Here is a 21,481-nt window from a genome sequence, read left to right on the forward strand (position 1 = left end):
CAATAAAAAGGGGGAGATGCAGATCTCCCCCTTTCAGAAAGTTATATGTGATTACTTAAGCAGTACCATACGATGTGTAGACTGATGTGTACCGGCCTCTACATGGTAGAGGTAGATACCGCTTGCTACGGACATACCCATCTGGTTTGTCCCGTTCCAGCGGATACTATGATATCCGGCCGGCATCTGCGTGTTGTCTACCAGTGTTTTAACCAGTTCACCCAGAATATTGTAGACTTGCACCGTGACATTCATCCGTTCCGGAAGATCAAACCGGATGGTTGTTTCCGGGTTGAAGGGATTGGGATAGTTCTCATGAACAGCGAATGTTTTCGGTAACTCATTCACAACAGAAACAGGCGGGAACTCTTCGTTGGCGGCACCGGGTGTCGCCGGCATTTCCTGCCATGTGTCTGTCCCGTCGGGATAGCGGCCAACAGCTGTATCGGGGGACTGAGCTTCATAGGTATATGAATCCACAATCGTGGGTGTATCATTCAGATTTTGAACCAGTCCGATATATCCGCCGGCAGCATCCAGCAAAACACCTGCATGAAGCGTACCTTCATTGGGCAGGTTATCGGCCCACATCACCAGGTATCCCCCGCCGGGAATTGTGGTTGCTGTCGGATCCGTATCGGGGATTTGCCATTCCAAAGGAGATTCAGAATCAGTTGAGAGATACAAACCTCCAATGTCAACGGCTTCGGCATTCGTGTTGTAGAATTCAATGAAATTATCATCGGCGGCTTCAACATTGTTCGCCAGAATTTCATTGATGACGATACCTGTCACAGGTTCTTCCGGTGTCATATCCAGTTTGAGGATCACACCTTTCTGACCCACTGCCCAGAGGACATTGTTCCGATATGCGCATTTTTGCAGTGTGGGCTCAGAGACTTCCACTCCGGATACGTCCTGCACCCAGTTCGCTCCGGCATCTTCTGATTTATAGATCCGTCCACGACGACCCACGGCATACACCAGGTCATCCGTAACAAATTCCAAATCATAGATATCGTTCCCGTCGGGATCCGTAAAAACGACTTCCATAGAATCCAGGGCATTGAAATCCGTTGTCCGGTAAATTTCACCTGATGAAGCACCAATCAACAATACACCGTTTCTGGATTCTACGGCACGCATGGACATCTTTCCATAATCCCGGGCAAGATAAAAGGTATCCAGGTCAGCATCGGCATAGAGGATTTGGCCGCTTCCGACAGACGCAATGGTCAGATCGGGAGATACGGGCCAGAAGTCATACACTGTGCTGCTGCCTTCACTGCTGATTTCTACCCAGTTATCCCCACCATCCGTGGATTTCATAATTATTCCGGATGATCCCCCAGCCAGAACAGTATTTTCATCCAGATAGCGCAAGGCATTGATGTGTTTCCGGGACATCTGAGCCATGGGATTGTCGACAAAGGTAAAGGTCTGTCCGCCATCGGTGGTTTTTTTAACCAGTCCGTTGCTACCGGCAAGCAAACCGGTGTTTTCATCGGCAAATTCAATTTCATAGATAGAGACAACGGTTTGCGTAATCGCGTTGGATGGATAAGACCATGTAAGTCCCAGATCTTCACTTACCGTCATGTCACCACCGCTCCAGTCGGTAACCATCACTTTGGTATCTGTCGGCAGTGCAAGTCCCCAAAATGAGGATGAGGGCCATTCATTGATGGGTTCAAATGTTGCACCTCCGTCTGAGGTAGCCATCCACTGGGAATAATTTCCGAAAACAAAGCCTTCATCGGCATTGACAAAGTGGACAATCTCTGCATCATTTCCGGTATTGAAATAGAGGGTATCCCAATTGGCACCGGCATCGGTTGTTTTCAGAAGCCATCCATCGTTTCCTCCCACGTAAATGGTATTGTCGTCGATGACATCAACCGTGATGTTCCGGTCGTACTCATAAGAAAAGGGCCCGCTTTGTGTCCAGGTTTGTCCGTTATCCTTGGAAATGAAGGTGGTCCGATGGTATCCCACGACAACGAAGGTTGTTCCGGCCACATCAATATCATACAGACGTGAACTGGTGGTTCCTACAGGGAAATAGCCGGCCAAAGGACTATAATTCCAATTTGCACCTCCGTCCGTCGTATACCAGGCATCACCTCCATTAGCATCAGCGATAACTATGCCATGGTCCGCATCATAAAAAGCAATACCACCGTCCAGATCGGCATTGTTAAAATTAAAGGTGCTTTTGACCCAGTTTGCGCCGCCGTCCGTCGTTTTCAGCAATGTTGAATCATCGCCGGCTACATAGGCAACCTGATCTGAAATCACAGCAACACCGGCCAGATCAACAACCACACTGGTATCGGAGACATCAATCCAGTTACTGCCGCCATCCGTTGTTTTCAAAATCAAGCCATCATCTCCCACAGCATAACCGTTATTGGCATCTGCAAAATGGACATCAGCCAGATCCGGAACGGCCGGATCGGCAGCAATAACCGGTGTGAGTGTCTTCGCACCGTCTGTCGTTAAATAAATCGCGCCTTCTCCTCCTACAAGAACACCATTCTGGGCATCGTGAAAGTATACGTCTGCCGGTTCAAAGGAAATGGATTGTTCTTTGACAACTTCCCAGGTTTGTCCCATGAGAAATGTTGCCGAGAGAAGAACCATTACAAGTGTTAACACTTTTCGCATTCTTACCTCCTTGTTATATTTTAATCGGAAGCATTGTCCGTTATCGCTTCACCGATAGACGGATTTGCCAGATTGTATTTTTATCATCCAACCCGTCTGCATTTTCCACACCCCACACCAGGGTTGGGCAAATTCTATTGAATCCCCACTGATATTCAAAACCGGCCTGGACAAAATAACAGGTCAGTGAGGGAATATCCCAGGTAAAATGCAGGGGCACCTTTTCCGCACTGATGCCTCCGGTATAGGAAACAACCGGAAAGGGATGAATGTCAAAATCAAAAGAGACTCTCCATTCGTTTTCTTCACGGGTAAGGTTTTGTGCTTTCAGATAATTCCGGTAATCCCACGAACGTTTTCCGGCACGAGCCATAATATCCAAACGGGTATTCTTTATACCGCTAAATTCCAATCCGATACCACCCAAATACCGGGATTCATCCGTTTCAAAGAAAAGTGCTTCGTATATCCCGGTTTTGCCCCAATCCTCAATATTTATCACCGTGCCGAAAATACTCCAGGATGCCTTTGCTTGTTTATAATTCAGCCAAATCTGTCCTTCAGATGTATTACGCTGCCAATATCCCCGTTCGGAAGCAACACTTTTTTTGCCTTTCCGGGCGTCATTCTCTTCGGTACCCACTGAAAATCCCAGATAGGCAGAAAACGGACTGTCCTGTTTTTCCAGTAGCAGTCCCGTTCCCAGTTCATACCCATCTTTATTATGTTCCATCTCAACAGAGGAACCGGGGTTTTCCATACGGTAAGCCAGATAACCAAACCAGGTTTGAACCTGGGCATCCTGGTATTCCTTGACAGCTTCAAGAGCAGTCCGCCCGTGATAGCGTCGGAACCACCCGTCTACAGAAAGAGATGATATTGGCCTGATCCGCAGGGAATTTGTTACATCACTGTTCAGCTCACGGGATTCCGCCCGGGTAAAAACATCTTTGATTCCCCGTTCAACCCCATAATTGATGCCAAGGCCCCAGGTGACCCGTTTTCCGAAATCCCTGGAGAAGAAAAAATCAATCAGGGGACCGTTGTACCGGAAATCGCCGGATGTCGTATCGGTAAATCCAATATAGGTAGCATAATAATTCTTTTCAATTGAACGGAACTGCTGCTTATGCCAGGCGTTTCCAAAATCAATTGCCGCATAGAGAGCTGTTTTTTCATTCAGTTTGCGATATGTTTCAAACATGGCGCCATAACTAAATACGGCTTCCGGGTCAAAGGATCTTTGGATATTCTGTGATTTATAACCGGTGTAAATCACGGTATTCATGCCTTCAGAATGGTTATACGTTTTAAAATGAAGGGGGTGCCTGTCAAAATCCCACAATGTATTCCAGGATTCCGGAACAGAAATACCGATAGAATTGGTATAACCATAACCCGTAGATAAGGCAATCAATAACAGGAACATAAGTTGTCTGATGAATCTATTCATGGTGATATCCGGGGGTTGGTGTATCAAGAATGATAAAATCGATAGTACTGTTATCCGTATCAAAACCGGGTTCAATACGTTCAATGGATTGTCCACTGTACTTAATGGCTCCCACACCGGCCCACCCGGCATCCAGTTCTTCTGTAATATCTTTAACATTCGTGGACGAAGAGCTGTATTCCACGACATCGATGATTGTTTCCATATCGATACCATCTGCGTAATTGATATCCCGGCCGTCTGCAATCAGCACCACATCATTCCCAAGAGCAATCATAAAATCCCGCCGGTGTCCCTCTTCGATATTATCGAGGTTCGGTACATCCGGATTGTCTGTGTCGGCATAATCCTGTGAATTCACAAATTCCCAGTCTGCATCTGATAAATCAATGCTGTTCACAAGCGTATCATTCCTCTGAACGATCACATGATTCATGGCATCCTGGGCCAAAACGACAAATTCTCCGGGTTCTACGGGATATTCACGACCTGTCACAGGCTCACCGGGAAATTGAAAAATATAGGTGACATTATCCGCGCCGATGGTACAGGATCCCATCCGACACACAATCATTCCGTCCAGATAGATTGTTTCAGAAGAGGCATTATACAATTCAATAAATTGATCAAAGAAGTAAAAAATCTTATTGGGGGGACCCATGTAATATATTTCATTAATCTTGAGTCCGGGATTTCCGCTGACACGTACTGTCAGCGTGTCGGTTACCGGGACTTCATCATGAACGTAAAACTCCTGTTGTCCCGTAACCCGGGAAGTATCAAGGGCATTATCAAAGGGGTAATCAACGCCCACACTGGCTATATAATAACCATTTAGCAGACTATCGAAACAGACCCATCCGCTGTCATCGGTGTATCCGGTCCTTACAAAACCTTCATAATCCTGGTTTGTCAACACAACCGGGATTCCCGGTAAAACAGCACTCTGCCCGTTAAAAAACTTCCCCAGAGAAGTTGTATCCAGGCGAATCATCAGGTTTTTCTGCTGCGTTCCCTCATATTCCGGCGGCTTATCATCCACTTCCATACAAGAAAAGAGAAGGAAAGCCACAACACATAAAAAGGCGATCAGTTTCATAAAATGTTTCACCATTGCGTACTGACCTCCAGTCCGTAATAAATGGGCACATTCAATTTATAAATATTTCCCCGGTAGGGATCAATCCATATACCCGGATCATCAAAGAGATTGTTTACGTACAGTGACACTTCCGTGTTTTGTCCCACCGATTTACTCAATCGTGCATTTACAATCCAATGATCACCATATTCCCAGCGTTCAGCATCATACCAGTATGTCATTCCCTGGTAGAGAGTAACCGGGTGATCTTCGAGGACTGTTTCAATGGAATTCGATTTGTAAACAGTTCTTTTTTGATCAAAGGGGATATACTGCAGATCCACCGTGAACCATACGCCCAAAACCTGATTAATATATGATGTTTGCTGGCCGAGGATGATTTTGTGTTTCCAGGTTTCGTGATTGGGGACCCAGATTTCTTCCCATGAGGTATCCACGGAACTGTCGTAATACCGGCCCTCTTTACCCCGGAGAGAATAGCGATACGTGGCATTGAATACAAACTTCAGATTCTTAACCCGCTTTGTTTTCAGGGAAAATTCAACCCCCCTGTCTTTACTCCAGGCGGCATTTTCCATCAGGCTGTAGGTGAGAGAGGTAAGGGTATCGGGGTTGATTTCATATCCGACAGGATAAGCTATCGTAGAAGGTTGATCCTTCGATTCCTGATAGTAGGCTGTCAGAGTCAGTCCAAGCCAGTCCGTTGCTTTCCAGTCCAGACTGGTTTCCAGCTTGTCCGTATAATAAGACTTCAAATCCGGGTTCTGTTGTTTATATTCCACTTCCACCCACTGGGAATCAATGAAAGTCTGGACATAGGCTGAATTCCGGTATACATGGCTCAGGGAAATCGACTTGACACTGCGTCCTGCACCAAATCGCCAAAAAAGACCATCCGCCAGTTCGATCCGGGTATTGAAACGCGGGCTTAGAAATTCTCCCTGACGTGCATTCAGAAAAGAAACATCGTCCCTGCCGATGCTTATATCCAGCCCGCGGACGTTGATAGCGTCATAACGCAGGCCGAGCATCATCTCAACAGAACGGTCATTGACCGTCCATTTCCAGTTCCGTTCACCGTACACACTGAATTTTGGGAAACCGGGATAAACATCAAACGAGTAGCTCCGGCGAGTGCTGTAAGCACCATAGTAGTTGTAAATAGAATCCAGATGAACGCCGCTGCCGGTATTTTTCTGATAGTTGAATTCCAATCCGAAGAGAGTTCCGGTTTCATTCCCGTTTTTCCGTTTGACCGTTTTGTCCCGAAGCAGCTTGTAGCTTATATCCCACTCTCTGCCGTCTTCCCAGAGCTCACCAATATACCCGTAAACCGTATCAATCTGATCATTAACCCACCGGCTGCGGTAGTTATTCTTGCGGTTCATATCCACATTGAAATAGTTGGAATACATCAGTTGTGGATCCGGTTTGTATTTCAGGATGAGTCCGCCGCTTGTTCTGTAATCATGGCTATGGCGCCCTACTTTATTGGCATCTGTCGGTTTTTCATCATCCAAAGACCGGGTATATCTTCCTTTCAGCACATAATTCAGCTTTTTATCAAAAGCTTCACCGGAGTAAGCCGTACTCAGGTAGAAGCGGTGATATTCATCGCCCTTTTTCCGGATATTCCGTTCGCTGTAGGCGTAGTTTACATGGTAATCCAGCGTGCCTCCAAAGGGAACCTTCAATCCGCTGCTGAAACTGGCACCCTTGGTATCGGGGTTGAATTTACCTTTCAGCCGTGAACGGACCTGACCCCGTTTTGTTTTAACCTTAATCACGCCATCGGCAAAATTGCTGTATTCAACAGAGGGAATACCGGTAATGACTTCGACACTTTCAATATCGTCTGCGGGGATGGTTCGCAAATCGATACCGGAAGTAAGGGAACTGCTCATTCCGGTAATCATGGCGTCGTTATTGATTACGTTGCCATCCACCATCACTGTTGTCCCGAAGGTCTCGTTTCCGGACAAGGTAGTATAACTGCTCGCCACTTTCCGGATACCAATGCTTTGATCTGAGGACAGGCCAATCTGCCGGGATTTTTCCACACCGGGAACAAGGGTCAGAACATCACCCAGATTATCGGCCTGGAGATGATCAATTTCCCCGCTGTCAATACGGCGTGTTGTCACCATCTCGCTCTGGATAACATCCTTTTCCACGGCCTTCACTTCGATACCGCCGATCATAAAACAGTATTCAGAATTCCAGCGCCCTTTTTGATTGATCAGGCGGATTGTTACATCATACGTTTGATCCTGTAAAACATCAAAATCAAAAAGGCTGTTATTGTAGAACCCTTCTTTCAGGGCTGCCAGCTTATACCGTCCGGGAGGGACATCCCGGAACATGAAAAAGCCTTCTTTATCTGACATCGTTTCCATCTGGAAGTTGTCGTCTTCAGGATCTTCAAGCACAATCAGTGCTTCGGGGATCACGGCTTTATCCATGTGACAAATGACTTTACCCCTGATCACCGAGGCCGAAGCCCCGGCGACAAGGATCAAAAGTATCAGGCAAAAATGTAAAAGTCTTTTCTTCATTTCCTTTCCGAGTGCCACACGGGCACATAAATGTAAACCATGCAGGCGATGAGTCCATATAACCCGGTAACGGCCACGAGCACCAGTTCAGGTATGGACTTTTTCAGCTTGCGTTTTTCTTTTTTCAGAAAAATGACAAATATAAGCAGGGCAATGATATTCCCGATCCAGGCCAATGGAAAATGCCAGTCCGCATAGAGCCCCACATAAGTTGTGGAACCATCATTCAGTGAAATGGAGAAGGGAAAGATCGCCCGTGCAATTTTTCCCTGCGGGAATTCTTCCCGGGTTTTCCAGGATTCATGATATTCATCGATCAGGTTATAATCCCGGTCCGTTACGAAAACATCGATGCCGTCTTCCTTATCCAGAGTCACCTGGCGGAAAAAGAGATCGGTCGTGATAAGGAGTATTGCTTTTCCACTGTCATAAGCTCCTTTTGTGGGCAATTCTACAGGCTTATATTCGTCATAGGTTAAGAAATAAATCCTGTCATCCTCAGATATAATGGTTCCGTAATACTCCTTAAGGGTATTTTCGGTGACCATCATGTGACGAATTTTGATATCCTTCGGAAAATGTGTATTGGCAACAACGGGTTGGCCTTTCGCTTTTTTGATATGGTAAAGGTCATCCTTTGCGTCCACAACAAAGCACCCTTCGTCAAAAGCCTTCCGGGTCGTGGGATTTGTAAATATCTTTTTGGCCGGAAATTCAAATCCTTTTTCTTTCAGCGCTTGTGTAAAAAGGGCGCTCATCTCTTTATCCACTTTCCGGGTAATGCTGTTGACAAATTCCATACCTTCATCGGTGATCCGGAAATATTCATCGGGAAATTCGAGCCGCACACGGCCGGATTCAGATTCCAGGAGGGGATAAAGAGGTATCTGGGGAATATCCAGCTGATAGGGTTTTAACCGGTGCATATTCCGGTTCTTTTTAATTTCATTCACATCCAGTTTGATACCGTGGATGGATTCGGGCATTCTCCCGTCGGAGATCAATTGCATATAGTAGAAAAATGGGAGCTTTGCCTCATATTCGTCCCGGGTATAGATGTTCCCTTCTTCATCCAGGAACACCAGCTTGTTATCTTTCCGGCGGTGCATAAAAAACATGGAATCCACCGGTGAGAAAGAGACATAAGGTGAGGGTGTTTTCACGTCAAAGAAAAGCCAGTAAAAATCGGGAAGGTAAATGGCCATAACCACAATGGCAACGAGTATTAATGTATAGCGACTGATTCGAACAATCATTTAAAGACCCCCTTTTTAAAGCGGTGACCGGAATAAATAACAGACACTGAGAGGAGGATTGTCAGAATCAGCATTCCGATCAGAACCCTGTCGTAAATATTATAGAACCATCCATACAGAAAGAGTTTTCCGAATCCCACGGCAAAAAGAATATAGAAAATGCGCCGTTTCCACAGCGGCTCCAGAATCACATACGAAGCCAGAGAATAGGCGGTCAATCCCAAAAGATACCAGGGAACCGTAGTGAGAAACGCACTGTGGACAATTTCCGCCGGAAAATAGGTATATCCGACCAGCAGAAAAACCAGGGAATACACGCCGAACATGGCCAGCAGGGAAACAAAACCAATCCCGGCCATAACCAGTAACACGTTGTATTCATCCACAGGAAGGTGAAATGTCAGTTTAATCCGTTTACGCTGAATTTCGGGGACAAACTGAACCGCTGCAACCACAAGTCCTGCCAGGAGGGGCAGATATCGAAGGGTCGTATAGAATTTCACGCCCCTGAAAATGATATTATACCAATAGCTGGCAGCTTCATAGAATTTATACGAATGCCCCACGGAAGCAAATACATAAATGATGGCTCCCGCAAAAAGTAATCCCATGGCCAAATAGGCCCACCGGATTTTTAACCATTCTTTATAGAATATGTTCTTTATCATCTCTCCTCCTAATACTTCCCGGTTATGCCGATAAAGGCATCTTCCAGTGTCATGGGGACTTCCCTGAAATTATCGTAGGCAATACCTTTATCTTTCAGGTATTTTTTCACATCTTCCGGGGATTTGAATGAATAAACCGAGGCGTGATTCTTCACCCGGTCATAATTGGTAATGACATCATCTTTTGTCAAATTCACCGGGCCGTTTTTTACCTGAAAATCATACTGTCGAAAATGGTTCATAAAGTAATCCATTGAAGAGGAGTGTAAAACTCCTTCATATCCCATGATCACCACATCATCAATCAGGCGTTCCATATCCTGAATAATGTGGGAAGTGACAAAAATGGTTTTGTTTTCAGCTTTGCCGTATTCTGCCAGGAATTCGACAAAAAGACGCCGGTATCCCGGATCAAGCCCCATGGAAAAGTCATCCATAATCATCAAATCCGGATCCTGTGCCAGAATAAGTCCTAAGGCAACCTGGCTTTGCTGTCCGCAACTCATGGTGGATATTTTTTGCTTTTCCGTAATTTTAAGCTTGCTCATGAGTTCATAATAGGGCTCTTTTTTCCATTGGGGATAAAACTGTGAATAAAATTTCTCGATCTGGTAGATATTCATAAAATCATACTGAATATGTCCCTCCAGAAGAAATCCTACTTTTGATTTGGTTTCAGGACTCAGATACTGAGAGTTTTCGCCCAGGATAAAGCATTCCCCGGCTTTGGGCTCCAGAAACCCGTTCAAAATGTTAATGGTGGTGGTTTTACCCGTTCCGTTCTTGCCAAGAAGTCCCAGTATTGAACCGGTCTTAATATTAAAACTCATGTTCTCGTAGACCTTCTTGTCTCCGTAATAGTGTGTGAGATTTCTACATTCTACAGCGTATTCCATACACTTTCTCTTGGTTATGTGTTTAGAGTGTTTACAGCATAAGCAATTTTCGCAAACTATCCGATAAATGACAAGCATCAATTTCAGAAAATCTTATATTTTTGCAACAATATGATAATTTTTTTTCAAAATTCCTGTACTTTATAAAGACAAAACCAGAATATGGGCACACATAGTAAAAACATTGCGCGTTAATAATATACAATACGTGCATAAATATACACAACTGTTCAAAAACAATATCTTGTGTTTTCAGGAGAATTACCGGTACGCCGGGAGAGGAGTTTTTCGGCATACCGGTAAGTTATTTTCATTTTTTCAGGATTTGTTTTTGTGGATACAGAACCACCCGGATATACCCGTCTGTGTCGAGATATTTCCGGGCTTTATCCACAACAACTTCTTTGGACAGATTTTTGATATAGTCGTCAATGGCTAACAGCATGTCGGGGTCATCTCCATAGAAGTAGATATTTTTCAGTTCATTCAACCAGTATTTGTTCTGCTTCAGGTTATTTTCGCGCTGACGCAGGGCAATTTCCCGGACTTTTTCCACCGCCACGGGATCAAGTTCTCCGGCCTTTATCCGTTCCAGTTCATCCAGGAGCTTATCCGTCAACTCTTCAACCCGGGCAGGTTCGCAGGCAAAATAGAATTGCACGGAGGTTTCTTCCACGGGAAACCGTGAAATGTTTCCCCGGACAGACACTCCGTATGTCCCGCTGCTTTCTTCACGGATAACCTCCCTTAACCGAGCCTTAACCACATCTTTCATCGCTGTTATATAAAATTCCTCGGCGGGAGAATAGTTAAAAGGACTGTGGAGCAGCATGAAATTGATACTTTTATCTTCCTCACCCCGGTATATTTCCTTTTCAACCGGACCCCCGGCAAAACGGACGCCTTCATCTTTCCAGCTTTCCTTCCGATCCAACGCGGGAAGCGTGGCCAGATATTGTTCCACCAGAGGGCGCATCTCCTCCAAGGTAAAACTCCCGACAAAAACGAAGGTGAAATCGCCGGCATCTGCATACCTGTCTTTATAGAAATCCGCTGCGACCTGCATATCCATCTTGTCCAGATCATCCAGAGACATGGGCTCCCGGCGGGGATGATGGTCATACATAATCGCCATCACACTGTCATGATAGACGGATTCGGGATCTGCGGCAGCATTATAAAGCCGTGCCCTGTACTGTTCAACAAGGGTGTTAAAGGCGCTACTGTCCACACGGGGCTGGACAAAATAGGAATATATCATTTCGAAAAGGGTCTTTGAATCGGAAACCGTGCTGTTTCCGCGCATCCCTTCAGAGAGAATGGCAATGTAGGGGTTTACTCTGACATTCTTACCGGCCAGTTTCTTCTGGAGGTCCGTGGCATTGTAAGCACCCAATCCGCTTTGCTGGATGAGTTGTGCCCCTATCTTGGCACTGACCAGGTCTTCTGTGGGCGCCAGACTCCACCCCCCTGGACTTACAGCCGCAAATTCAATCTCATCTGCCTTAAAATCTGTTGGTTTCAATACCACTTTTGACCCGTTTGAAAGAGTCCATTCCGTGACACCTACCGACGGATACTCTTTTTCCCGGATAATTTCTCCCGGTTCGGGGAGTTCTGCAAGCAGTGGCTCTGTGAGAACCGTTTCCGTATAAGGTTTAATCTCCATAGTGATGACTTTTTCAAAAATAGCATTCAAATCGTCTTCCGTAGGAACAGGCAATCCTTCTTTTTCAGGCATTTCCACCAGTACAATGCGGTTTTCGTCAGTCATAAGACCTTCAGATACAGCCATGACTTCCTCCAGGCGAATGCCGGGTATTTCCTGCTGTGCCAGCTTATATTCCCATTCAATTCCCGGAATGCTTTCACCGCTGAGGAAATTCCGGATATACTCTGCAGCGATGGATTCCGATTCCCGGTTTTCACGTTCGGTATAACTGCGTTTGTAACCGGTCAGGAGTTGTTTTTTGGCTCGTTCCAGTTCTGATTCCAGAAATCCGTGCCGCCTGGCCCGTTCTGCTTCAGTCAGAATGGTTTCAATACTTTCCATAAGACGTCCGGGTTTGGCAATGACATTCAGTCCGAAGACGTCCACGGTCCGCACATAACTGCCTTTGCCGCAACTGGCCCGGACAAAGGGTGCGTCAGGTTCCCGGTTGATTTCGGCCAGCCGGGCATTCAACATGCGGAAATAAAGATTCTCAAGAAGCGTTTGCCGGTAATCGGCGGCAGTTTTATTTACTTGTGGTATCTTTTTATAATAAATGCTCGCCCGCTCTGCTGTGGCTTCTTTATCGGTACAAATGGAATAAAGGGGCTCTTCGTTATCGGGGACTTGAAATAGTTCCCGTTCACGGGGGTTTTCCGGTCCTTCAAAAGGTTCAAAAGTATCACGGATCCACGTCAGCATCGAGTCGGCCTTAAAATCTCCGACAGCAATCACCGCCATAAGATCCGGACGGTACCACTCATGATAATAGCGTTTAATTTCTGAGTGCGGGGCTTTTCGGATGACAAGGGTATCACCGATGGTCAGCCTGTCTGCATATTTGGATCCCCTGAACAGAACCTTGATATGTTCGTCAAACATCCGAGCCCTGGCTGAACGGCCGGACCGGAACTCTTCTATGACTACACCTTTTTCTTTTTCCACTTCGAGAGAATCAAACAGAAGTTTATAGGCCCAGTTTTCAAGGATATTAACTCCCATTTTCAACAGGGGCAGCGAATCCGTCGGGACCTCAAGGATATAAATCGTTTCATCAAAACCGGTATAGGCATTTAAATCATACCCAAACCGGACGCCAATACGCTCCAGGGTATCAATCAGGGAGTTGTGAGGATAATCGGCCATTCCGTTGAAGTGAAGATGTTCCAGCAAATGGGCAAACCCTTTCTGGGAATCGTCTTCCAGAATGGCACCGGCATTGACAGCCAAACGCAATTCCGCCCTGTTTTCCGGTTCTCCATTCTCCCGTATATAGTATGTCATGCCATTATCAAGTTTCCCCTTTAATATTTTTGAATCCACGGGGATTTGAGCCTCAAGGGGAATCTGCTCCGGTTTGCTGACCACGGATTTATCGGCACAGGAAAACATGATTCCTGCGGTGACAAGTATTAAGATCCATGCTATGTGTTTATGCTTCATCTGTCTCCTCATCTTTATATTATGTCCCATTGAGCGCATTTCGTTTCAATATCCCGAGGGTATACTCTTCTCACGGTTGACGGTTGCCTCAGGGTGTAATGGGATTGTTGGCGCCTTCTTTCAGGCGGTTATAGCTTTTCAGGGCTTCTTTCCGGACGGCCTTCGGCGTTTTGGGATCGGCAACTATTTTTAAAAGTGCTCCTTCGGCAAGCCCGGGGGCATCCGGATTCAGATGATACCATCCCAGAGCTTCCAGTGCAACAGTCCGGATATATTCACTTTCTTGAGGTGATGCTCCATATTTCAGCAGGACGGAAATGGCTTCGGGAAACTGGTAGTTTCTAAAAATCCGGATCTGCCTGTTTTTCTCTTTATCTGTGAGTGTTGTATCTTCAAGGGACTTAAGTAAATCGTCGTAAAGGCGGTGGTTTGAACTTCGGTCCAAACGTTGAATCGTCTCATTAATACGTGACAGTTCATTGTCGGTTTTAATATCATTACGATAGGTATAGCAGGTTTCCTGTTCATCGGCCAGAATAATTTCCAGGGCTCCCCGGGCGGCAAAGCGGACCCGTTTGGAAACATCGGATTCCACGGCGCCGGCCAAAACCGGCAGATAACGTTCGTGTCCTGCAGCGCCCATCATATTCATGGAAATACGGCGAATCAGTTCGGACGGATCCTTCGCCGCTTTTTCCAGAAGATCATAAAATTCAGGCGTACGGAGGATTGCCAGGCATTTCAGGGCCTGAAGCCGGACGTTTTCCGACGGATCTTCGAGGAAGGTTCGCACCAGAAAGTCCTTCCCTGCCTTGCCTTCCAGTTCAAACACCTTCCGGACAGCCAGTCCCCGAAGCGTCAGATCTTCGGATTCGAGCAGTTGTTCCCAGATTTTCACATCGTCTTTATGATAGGCAAGAAGCCAATCCCACCATACCGTTTCCCGGCTTTGGTTGGAAAAATGAAAGGTGGGATCTCCGATCACATGGTTTTCAAGATACGTGTTGAACTGATGCCACTGGCCGACTCGCGCCCCCCGGGATATCATGCCGATCAGTTCATTGGGCCAGATATCCTGTTTCACATTGACCGTGTTGGCAACCCCCACCAACGTTGCCCCTTCTTCCATGATATAAGTACCGGAAATATAATTTTCCTTAAAAAACTGTCCGTTAAAACATTCGTCAAAAACCACCATTCGCGCCATCGGATCCGTTTTTAAGATATCGGAACTGTAGATATCCATCGCCGCGTAATACAGGGAATCTTCCCGAATGGATTCCGGGTCGTAGAGACCTTCAAACCATTCATCCTTCACATGATACGCGTCCTGATAATATTTCCGGGACTCTTCAGCCCTTTCTTCACCATAGCGTTCCCGGGCAGTGCGGACTTTGCTTCTGAAATGACGTTTAATATACTCTGCCGCCATGGCGGGATTCCGGGGTGTTTCAAGTCCGAGAAGATATTGCGTATCATATCCGCCATGACAGTGGAAAACAGCCAGATCCAAATCAGGATGCTGCAATTCATCCAGAAGGATGGATTTTAAATCCTGGCTCATGGTGTGATAGTAATTTTTCAGATAAGCACCCGGCAGGTAGAGTTGGGGAAACTGTTCCTTCAGCATGTTAAGCTGGTCTTCCCAAGCACTAAGGGACTCACTATGATATCCGTGTCCGGCAAATGTAATCGCATGATCAAGGGCATTGGATTCATATTTCGCCTCAGCCGCTTTTTTCAGATAAGCAGCGATATCCTCATATTTTTCATCAGAATGGCGGGGGGATATAATCCGTCCGCTGTAGATATCCTTTTCGATCCGCTGGGGGGAATCGGGCCGCAGGGAGTAATAAAAGAGGCGGGAATCACTGGTATCCTGGCTGATAAAATCAAAACGCAGATCCGGATCATCGTAAAAACGGTCGGAGGCGATGGATGAGCGCTGCATGTCCTTAAACCTCACCGGATCCATTTTAAAAGCTGAAGTAAGATGCTGGGCATCCCGGATCATGGGAATGGGGATATCCCCCACAAAAACGGCGCCTTCTGTTGCAGGATTCTTATCAATCATGGCAATGATACTGTCTTTGATTTCACCGGGGTTCTCCCAGGACTTGCTGAAAAGTGTGGGTTTCATCCCGTCATACCGGAGGGCTTCCAGATAGGCCGTCAGTTCCTCGCGGACATGCTCATGAGTTTTATCATCGATAAACACCAGAATGCCGGGTTTTTCACCGGTTTCAGGTGCCAGTTTGCCTGTTTGTACCATTGTGTGAGTACATCCGGATAAGAAGATGAACAGCAACGCAAGGGTTGTCATCATACGCTTCATAAAGAAGATTCTCCTTTTATTCATACTTGGGAATGAGTGTAATATTCAAAAGAAATTGATCCCGCCGGGCATTTACGATGCGGAGATCATCCATCTCCGCCAACCAGGCATAGGATGCATCCAGGCGGGCGTTAAGGCGTGAAAGAATCTCTACATCGATGGATGAACCGGCTTTCAGGAGCGTGTTACCGGCTGTCATGGCCCATCTTTCATCCTCCAGAAAAGCCGGGGGAATGCTGTAAAAAGTCTGCTTCAAAAGGGATTCCCCGGAAATTTCCTTCAAAACCGCCACATAAAAACGTGATGACAGATTGGCCTCCGGATCCGTATGCGCCTGGAGTTTCGGTCCGGCCATAACCTGTTTCCCGTAAATGCCTCTTCCGTGAAAAGAATCCTCACGCCATGTTTCAAAACCTTCCATACACACACCGGCGGTGAGATATGAGGCCTTACCAAGAGTTATTCCGGCAAAGGCGGACATTTCCGTCAGGGTTCCTTTATACAGCGTCAGGGGAAAATCGGGATGTGTTGCCTCAGACGTCACAGTTTGTCCTTCTGCAGTCAGAACAGGAGAGATGAAGGATTCCCGGCTTGTTTGGGCAGAAATATCCCAGTTAATCCGACGGGTGGTCCAGGATCCTTGTGGAATGGCATCGGTACCTTCGTCTTCTGCTTCGCCCCGGCTCCATTCCGCCGTTACTTCTCCCTTCAGAGTTGTCCTGGCCGGAAGTGTGGTTTCAATGCCTGCGGATACGGAAAATCCCTGGCGCGTCTGGAGCCGTTCATAACTGGTTTGCCCCCGGTAATAGACGGGATGATTGAAACCGCGAAAAAGCATAAAAACGGGGGTGAGATTTTGTTCAAGGCTGTATTTTACTGTTTCAATCTCTTCCTTGAACTCAAACAGGGCAGCGGAAAGACTCATGGCCTGCCTTCCGGAACGATAGAGAATGCCGGATGTCAGTTCATAACCGTTTCGTTTCACACCGGGTTTGGGAAAATTCTGCTTGATGTGTTCATCCACCAGATATGTCAGGCCCAGTCCTCCGGATAGTGATTCAGACAGGGGTTGTTGCACATCCAGGGTCCATTGAATTCCGCTCATGTGCCAGTCGCCGGCTGTGGAATCGGCCAGATAGACCGGTATCTGTCCGTTGAGAGTGCTGTTGTGACGAAAAAGCCGGTCATATTCCCGGTTTTCCCTGTAAGAAAAGGTTCCGGAAAAGAGTGTTTTGTTTGTCAGGGTTTTATATCCCGCCGCTGTAAGGGTGTGGTATGTTGCTGCCCCGGATTCAAAAGGGTGGTGAATGGAGCCGGATATATTGTTAAATCCATAACGATACCATGAACCGTTCGGGGCCGGTGCAACAAGGGATGCCGGATTGGCAAATTCCATGTATGTGGCATGAATAACGGGGGATCCTTTAAAATATTCCACTGGAGAAGCACCGGGAAGTCCCGTTGTCATGCCCATGAAGAGGCATAAAACCGTCCACACCCATCGTCTCATCATTGGGGCACCTCCCCTGGGGTGAGCGATTGGCTGATAATGAAATCAAAACTGCTGTTGTTGCTGTCTTTCAGGATGACCCGTCCATCCACGGCGACCGTATCCACAATCCGGGAAACAGACTGGGTTGTATAGGCCGGCATGCCACCTGTAAGTCCTGCATCGATGGCAGGACTCAGCCGCTTTTTATCCATAAGGGAAGTGTTCTCCCGATAATCTACCCCGTCAATCACACTGGTCACGGGAATCAACAGGCGCTCAAAATTGTCATAACCGTATTGATAGGGATCTTTGACTTTTACAAGAAGAATCGCATCATTAAAAACGGAATAGAGAAAATCAATACCGTACTTATGATGAACCTGGATCATATCTACAGCATTGGGGTTGTTCACATCTCCCTGGTCTTTCACATAGTATTCAAAATCTGCGTCCGTAAGATCGATGGAACTCTTATTGTATTGGGCGTGATTAATGGCATCCTGGGCAATAATCACAGCCTCGCCGGGCTCCAGAGGATAATCGGTCCCTGTCCCAGGAAACATATAGGCATGGATGGCATGAAGGTATTGATCATCGGCAAAACCATAATCCGTATCGCAAATGATGAGGCTGTCCAGATACTGAATGGTTTCGGAGTTATTGTAAATTTCCAGAAATTGGTCATGAAAGTAATTGGGGATGGGGTCGGGTTTAGACCCGCTGTAATAAATTTCAGAAATCACCAGGCTTCCGGAGCGGGACCGTGCAAGGGGAACGGTTAACGTAAGGGTTTCTCCGGGCTCGGCAAAAAGGATCACGTTGGAAGAATCCCCATTCAGGGTCCACATTTCGTTCCGGTTCAGAACTTCCCAGATTTCTTCCGTTTTCAAGGGGCGGGAGACAGAGATGCTGTAACGGTCAGGAAGGATAGCATTGAAAAGAACCACTCCCTGCGAATCGGTGACGGCTGTAAACTTGTTTCCATCAGTCAGTGAGAGGAGGGTTACGGTAGCCCCTTCCGTACTATTAAAGGAACCGGTACTGAAAACCGTGGTATCCTGCAACTGAATTTTCAGGTTAAAATGGGCTGAATGGGGGGATTCGGGGACATCCACACAAGCCCAGGTAAAAAGGAACAGCATGCTGAACAAAAGGGTATACTTTTTCATTCTTTACCCTCCCCGAGTGAGAACAGAGGATTCATCTGGACACTCAGTTCAAGGCCGAAATAGAGGTCCGGATTTTGTTTCAGGTAGGATTCAACAGGAGTCCGCTTTCGCCGGTACAGGGGGTGGGAATTAAAGAAATTATTCACAAAAAAGCTGAGCCGGGCATTGTCGCCGAGTCCTTTTGTCGCCCTGAAGTTAAAGACCCAGATATTTTGAATATTTTCAGTTCTGAAATTATATGCCGGTTGTGACCGGACAAAGGCAGATCCTTCTTCTTCCGTGAGGAGCACCCTGTTCCCGCCGGGGGTAAGATACCCCACTGCCAGGGAATCCTCCAGCCCCAGGAAGCGATCCCTGTCAAACACTACCTGCTGTGCGGAAAGAGTCGCCCAGGCGCCCAGATCCTTGAGCCTGAAATCCAGGATGTAGTTAATCAGAAATTTATCCGCTTCCATGGTGATGGGTTTCCAATAGGGTTTGATCCGTTCATCCAGGGTGGGATCATAGCGATAGGAGGTGGCATAATCATAGGCATTTTCTTTTTCGCTGGTCGTATAGATATAAGATCCTTCCAGCCGGAACTGCATGTTCAGGGGGGCCAGGGGTCTGGATTGTATACTGGCTTCAATTCCCCGGGAATAGGTGGTCAGGCTGTTTTCCCAAACGGAATAGGTGGTAAAAACAGAATCCCTCACCGGCATGGCGGGATCATCCCGGTCATATTTATATTCAAAGATCGGCCGGGTCAATGTGGTTGCAAAGCCCTGGTCCGTCACATTGCTGAAGGCTGTCAGGGAAATGCCGAAATTCCCGATTTTCTGGTCAATGCTGGCTTCAATCTTATTTTGTACGGACGCTTTCAGATTCGGATTTTCCAGGTTGTATATATAGGTGGATACAATAACCCGGTCGTTGAGAATATCATTGATATCATCCACATCAAAGTAGATGGGATTGGGGTAAAGCATGCCGAGGGAGGGACTTTTGGAGGTCCGTCCGTAGCCAATGCGGAAACGGGTATCCCGGAAGGGGGAGAGCATGAGGTTAATTCTCGGACTCAGGCCGGAGCCGTGATCCGTCCCGGCAAAGCGATTTTTGCCATACATATCATAACGAACCCCCAGATTCAATTGATAATTTACGAGAAACCGGCCTTCAATCTTGTCTTCGGCATAAAAACTGGTTGTGGAAAGGCCGGGGATATCGTCATAGGGCCGGGGGCGCTCCCGTTTATTGCTGTTTACTGTCGGCGGTTTCAGGGGATCGTAGATCCTTCCTTCACCATCATTAAATTCCAGACGCCAGGTTATACCTGCAAGAAAGGTGTGGGTTGTTTTATTGAGGATGAGTTCCTGGTTATAACTTAAATCCTGATAAATATTCCAGGCCCTGCCCTTCACAGAGAGTTCAGACATATAATTCTGAACATATATACCCTCCTGCCATCCTTCGGTCATTCTGTCCGATATATAGGTATGGTCCGTACTGATAAGCTGTTTCCGGTATGAATTCTGCCGGGTCATATTGACGGAAAAATTGTAATCCAATTTTTGGAAAGTGGAGAGCAGATAGGTACTTTGGTTACTGAAACGCAGTGTGTAATCCCGGTTATATTTCACCGTTTGGTACAGATCATCCGGACGGAGTCCCCGTTCATCAAAAGAACGTGTATAATAGAGTCTGTTTTTCAGTGTGAGGATATTATCCATAAGGACGGAGGTCATGCTGATCTGACCGGCCAAGCGCGAATAATTTTCTTCCGGGATACGGATATTGCGCACACTGTGAGCATAATTGGCATTATAATCGATTTGTTGTCCGAAAAGAGAAAAACCGCCTCCCAGATTTGCTTCCTGGTTGTTGAAATTGTATTTGATTTTCAGGCTGTGTTGCCGAAGACCGGTTTTTGTTTTGACATTCACGATACCGGACGTGAGGTCACCGTATTTCACAGAGGGGATCCCGCGGATAACTTCAACCTTTTCCAGGTTATCGGCGGGAATTTGTCTCATATCCAGACCGGAGTTGGCAGTTGCCAGCACATCGCCGCTGCTTGTGGTTGTTTTAGTATCCAGCTGTAAATTGGCATTGTTGGACAGAGGAATATTATCAATAATGATTTGTGTACCGAACAGTTCATTCGATTCCGCATCACTGTCCGTCACATTATTTCGGATAGAAACCTGCTTCTTTTCTGCCATACCGGGATTTTCAAAACGTTGCCCGGGCACCAGGAGCATCACATCCCCAAGGCTGGAAGCCTGCAGGTGTTCAATTTCACCGCTGTTGATCCGCGTGCTGGTTTCCACGGCATCCGGGAGCAGTTCCCGTTCGGCCAGAACCACAACATCGCCGATTTTGAAATAATCCAGAACCATTTGAACGGTAACATTTCTGGAACCTTCCGGAGGGATCGTAATCGTATCGGAGTAGGTTTTATACCCCATGTAGGATACGGTAAAAGGGACATTTCCTGCTTTTAGACGGATACTGAAATATCCATTTTCGTCCGTACTGCAGCCCGTTTTCTGACCGGGTATCATGACATTGGCCGCCTGAAGCGGGCTGCCCTTTTCATCAAGAACCGTTCCCCGCAACAAACCCGTATCAGCTCCCATCAAAAGAGATGCCATGCAAAAAGTCGTGAGTATGATTTTCCGGAAGACTCTCATGATTCCTGAGGATAGCCTTTCCTTTTTATTGGCGGTTGGACCGCTATACTTTAATATGGAGG

General features: G+C 46.7%; 12 protein-coding genes. All 12 read right to left on the bottom strand.

Annotated features, from left to right (window positions below):
• Nucleotides 1–51: 51 nt before the first annotated feature.
• The gene (locus J7K63_05390) at nt 52–2,667 is read right to left on the bottom strand and encodes a lamin tail domain-containing protein (GenBank protein MCD6234450.1); all 2,616 of its coding nucleotides are present in this window, start codon (nt 2,665–2,667) and stop codon (nt 52–54) included.
• Between the two features lie 40 nt (nt 2,668–2,707).
• Nucleotides 2,708–4,120 (bottom strand): hypothetical protein, encoded by a 1,413-nt coding sequence (locus tag J7K63_05395; GenBank protein ID MCD6234451.1) that lies wholly within the window; start codon nt 4,118–4,120, stop codon nt 2,708–2,710.
• Nucleotides 4,113–5,234 (bottom strand): DUF4876 domain-containing protein, encoded by a 1,122-nt coding sequence (locus J7K63_05400; GenBank protein MCD6234452.1) that lies wholly within the window; start codon nt 5,232–5,234, stop codon nt 4,113–4,115. The genes J7K63_05395 and J7K63_05400 overlap by 8 nt, the downstream gene beginning before the upstream one ends.
• Nucleotides 5,228–7,777: a TonB-dependent receptor gene (locus J7K63_05405; protein MCD6234453.1), complete on the bottom strand. Its 2,550-nt coding sequence runs from the start codon at nt 7,775–7,777 to the stop codon at nt 5,228–5,230. The genes J7K63_05400 and J7K63_05405 overlap by 7 nt, the downstream gene beginning before the upstream one ends.
• Nucleotides 7,774–9,033: a DUF4857 domain-containing protein gene (locus J7K63_05410; GenBank protein ID MCD6234454.1), complete on the bottom strand. Its 1,260-nt coding sequence runs from the start codon at nt 9,031–9,033 to the stop codon at nt 7,774–7,776. The genes J7K63_05405 and J7K63_05410 overlap by 4 nt, the downstream gene beginning before the upstream one ends.
• A complete protein-coding gene (locus tag J7K63_05415; protein ID MCD6234455.1) occupies nt 9,030–9,701 on the bottom strand; it encodes a hypothetical protein in 672 nt (223 codons plus the stop codon). The genes J7K63_05410 and J7K63_05415 overlap by 4 nt, the downstream gene beginning before the upstream one ends.
• Nucleotides 9,702–9,709: 8 nt before the next feature.
• Nucleotides 9,710–10,597, bottom strand: a complete 888-nt coding sequence (locus J7K63_05420; protein MCD6234456.1) for an ABC transporter ATP-binding protein — start codon at nt 10,595–10,597, stop codon at nt 9,710–9,712.
• Between the two features lie 310 nt (nt 10,598–10,907).
• Nucleotides 10,908–13,751, bottom strand: coding sequence for an insulinase family protein (locus tag J7K63_05425; protein MCD6234457.1), 2,844 nt, complete (start codon nt 13,749–13,751; stop codon nt 10,908–10,910).
• 88 nt (nt 13,752–13,839) lie between these two features.
• Nucleotides 13,840–16,086 (bottom strand): HEAT repeat domain-containing protein, encoded by a 2,247-nt coding sequence (locus J7K63_05430; protein MCD6234458.1) that lies wholly within the window; start codon nt 16,084–16,086, stop codon nt 13,840–13,842.
• Between the two features lie 16 nt (nt 16,087–16,102).
• Nucleotides 16,103–17,599, bottom strand: a complete 1,497-nt coding sequence (locus J7K63_05435; GenBank protein ID MCD6234459.1) for a hypothetical protein — start codon at nt 17,597–17,599, stop codon at nt 16,103–16,105.
• Complete coding sequence (locus J7K63_05440) at nt 17,596–18,747, bottom strand: DUF4876 domain-containing protein (protein MCD6234460.1); 1,152 nt, start codon at nt 18,745–18,747, stop codon at nt 17,596–17,598. Before J7K63_05440 ends, J7K63_05435 begins: the two co-directional genes overlap by 4 nt.
• Nucleotides 18,744–21,419 (bottom strand): TonB-dependent receptor, encoded by a 2,676-nt coding sequence (locus J7K63_05445; protein ID MCD6234461.1) that lies wholly within the window; start codon nt 21,417–21,419, stop codon nt 18,744–18,746. Before J7K63_05445 ends, J7K63_05440 begins: the two co-directional genes overlap by 4 nt.
• Nucleotides 21,420–21,481: the final 62 nt, after the last annotated feature.

It is taken from the genome of Candidatus Neomarinimicrobiota bacterium, assembly GCA_021157965.1.
Taxonomy (GTDB): Bacteria; Fidelibacterota; Fidelibacteria; order Fidelibacterales; family Fidelibacteraceae; genus Fidelibacter.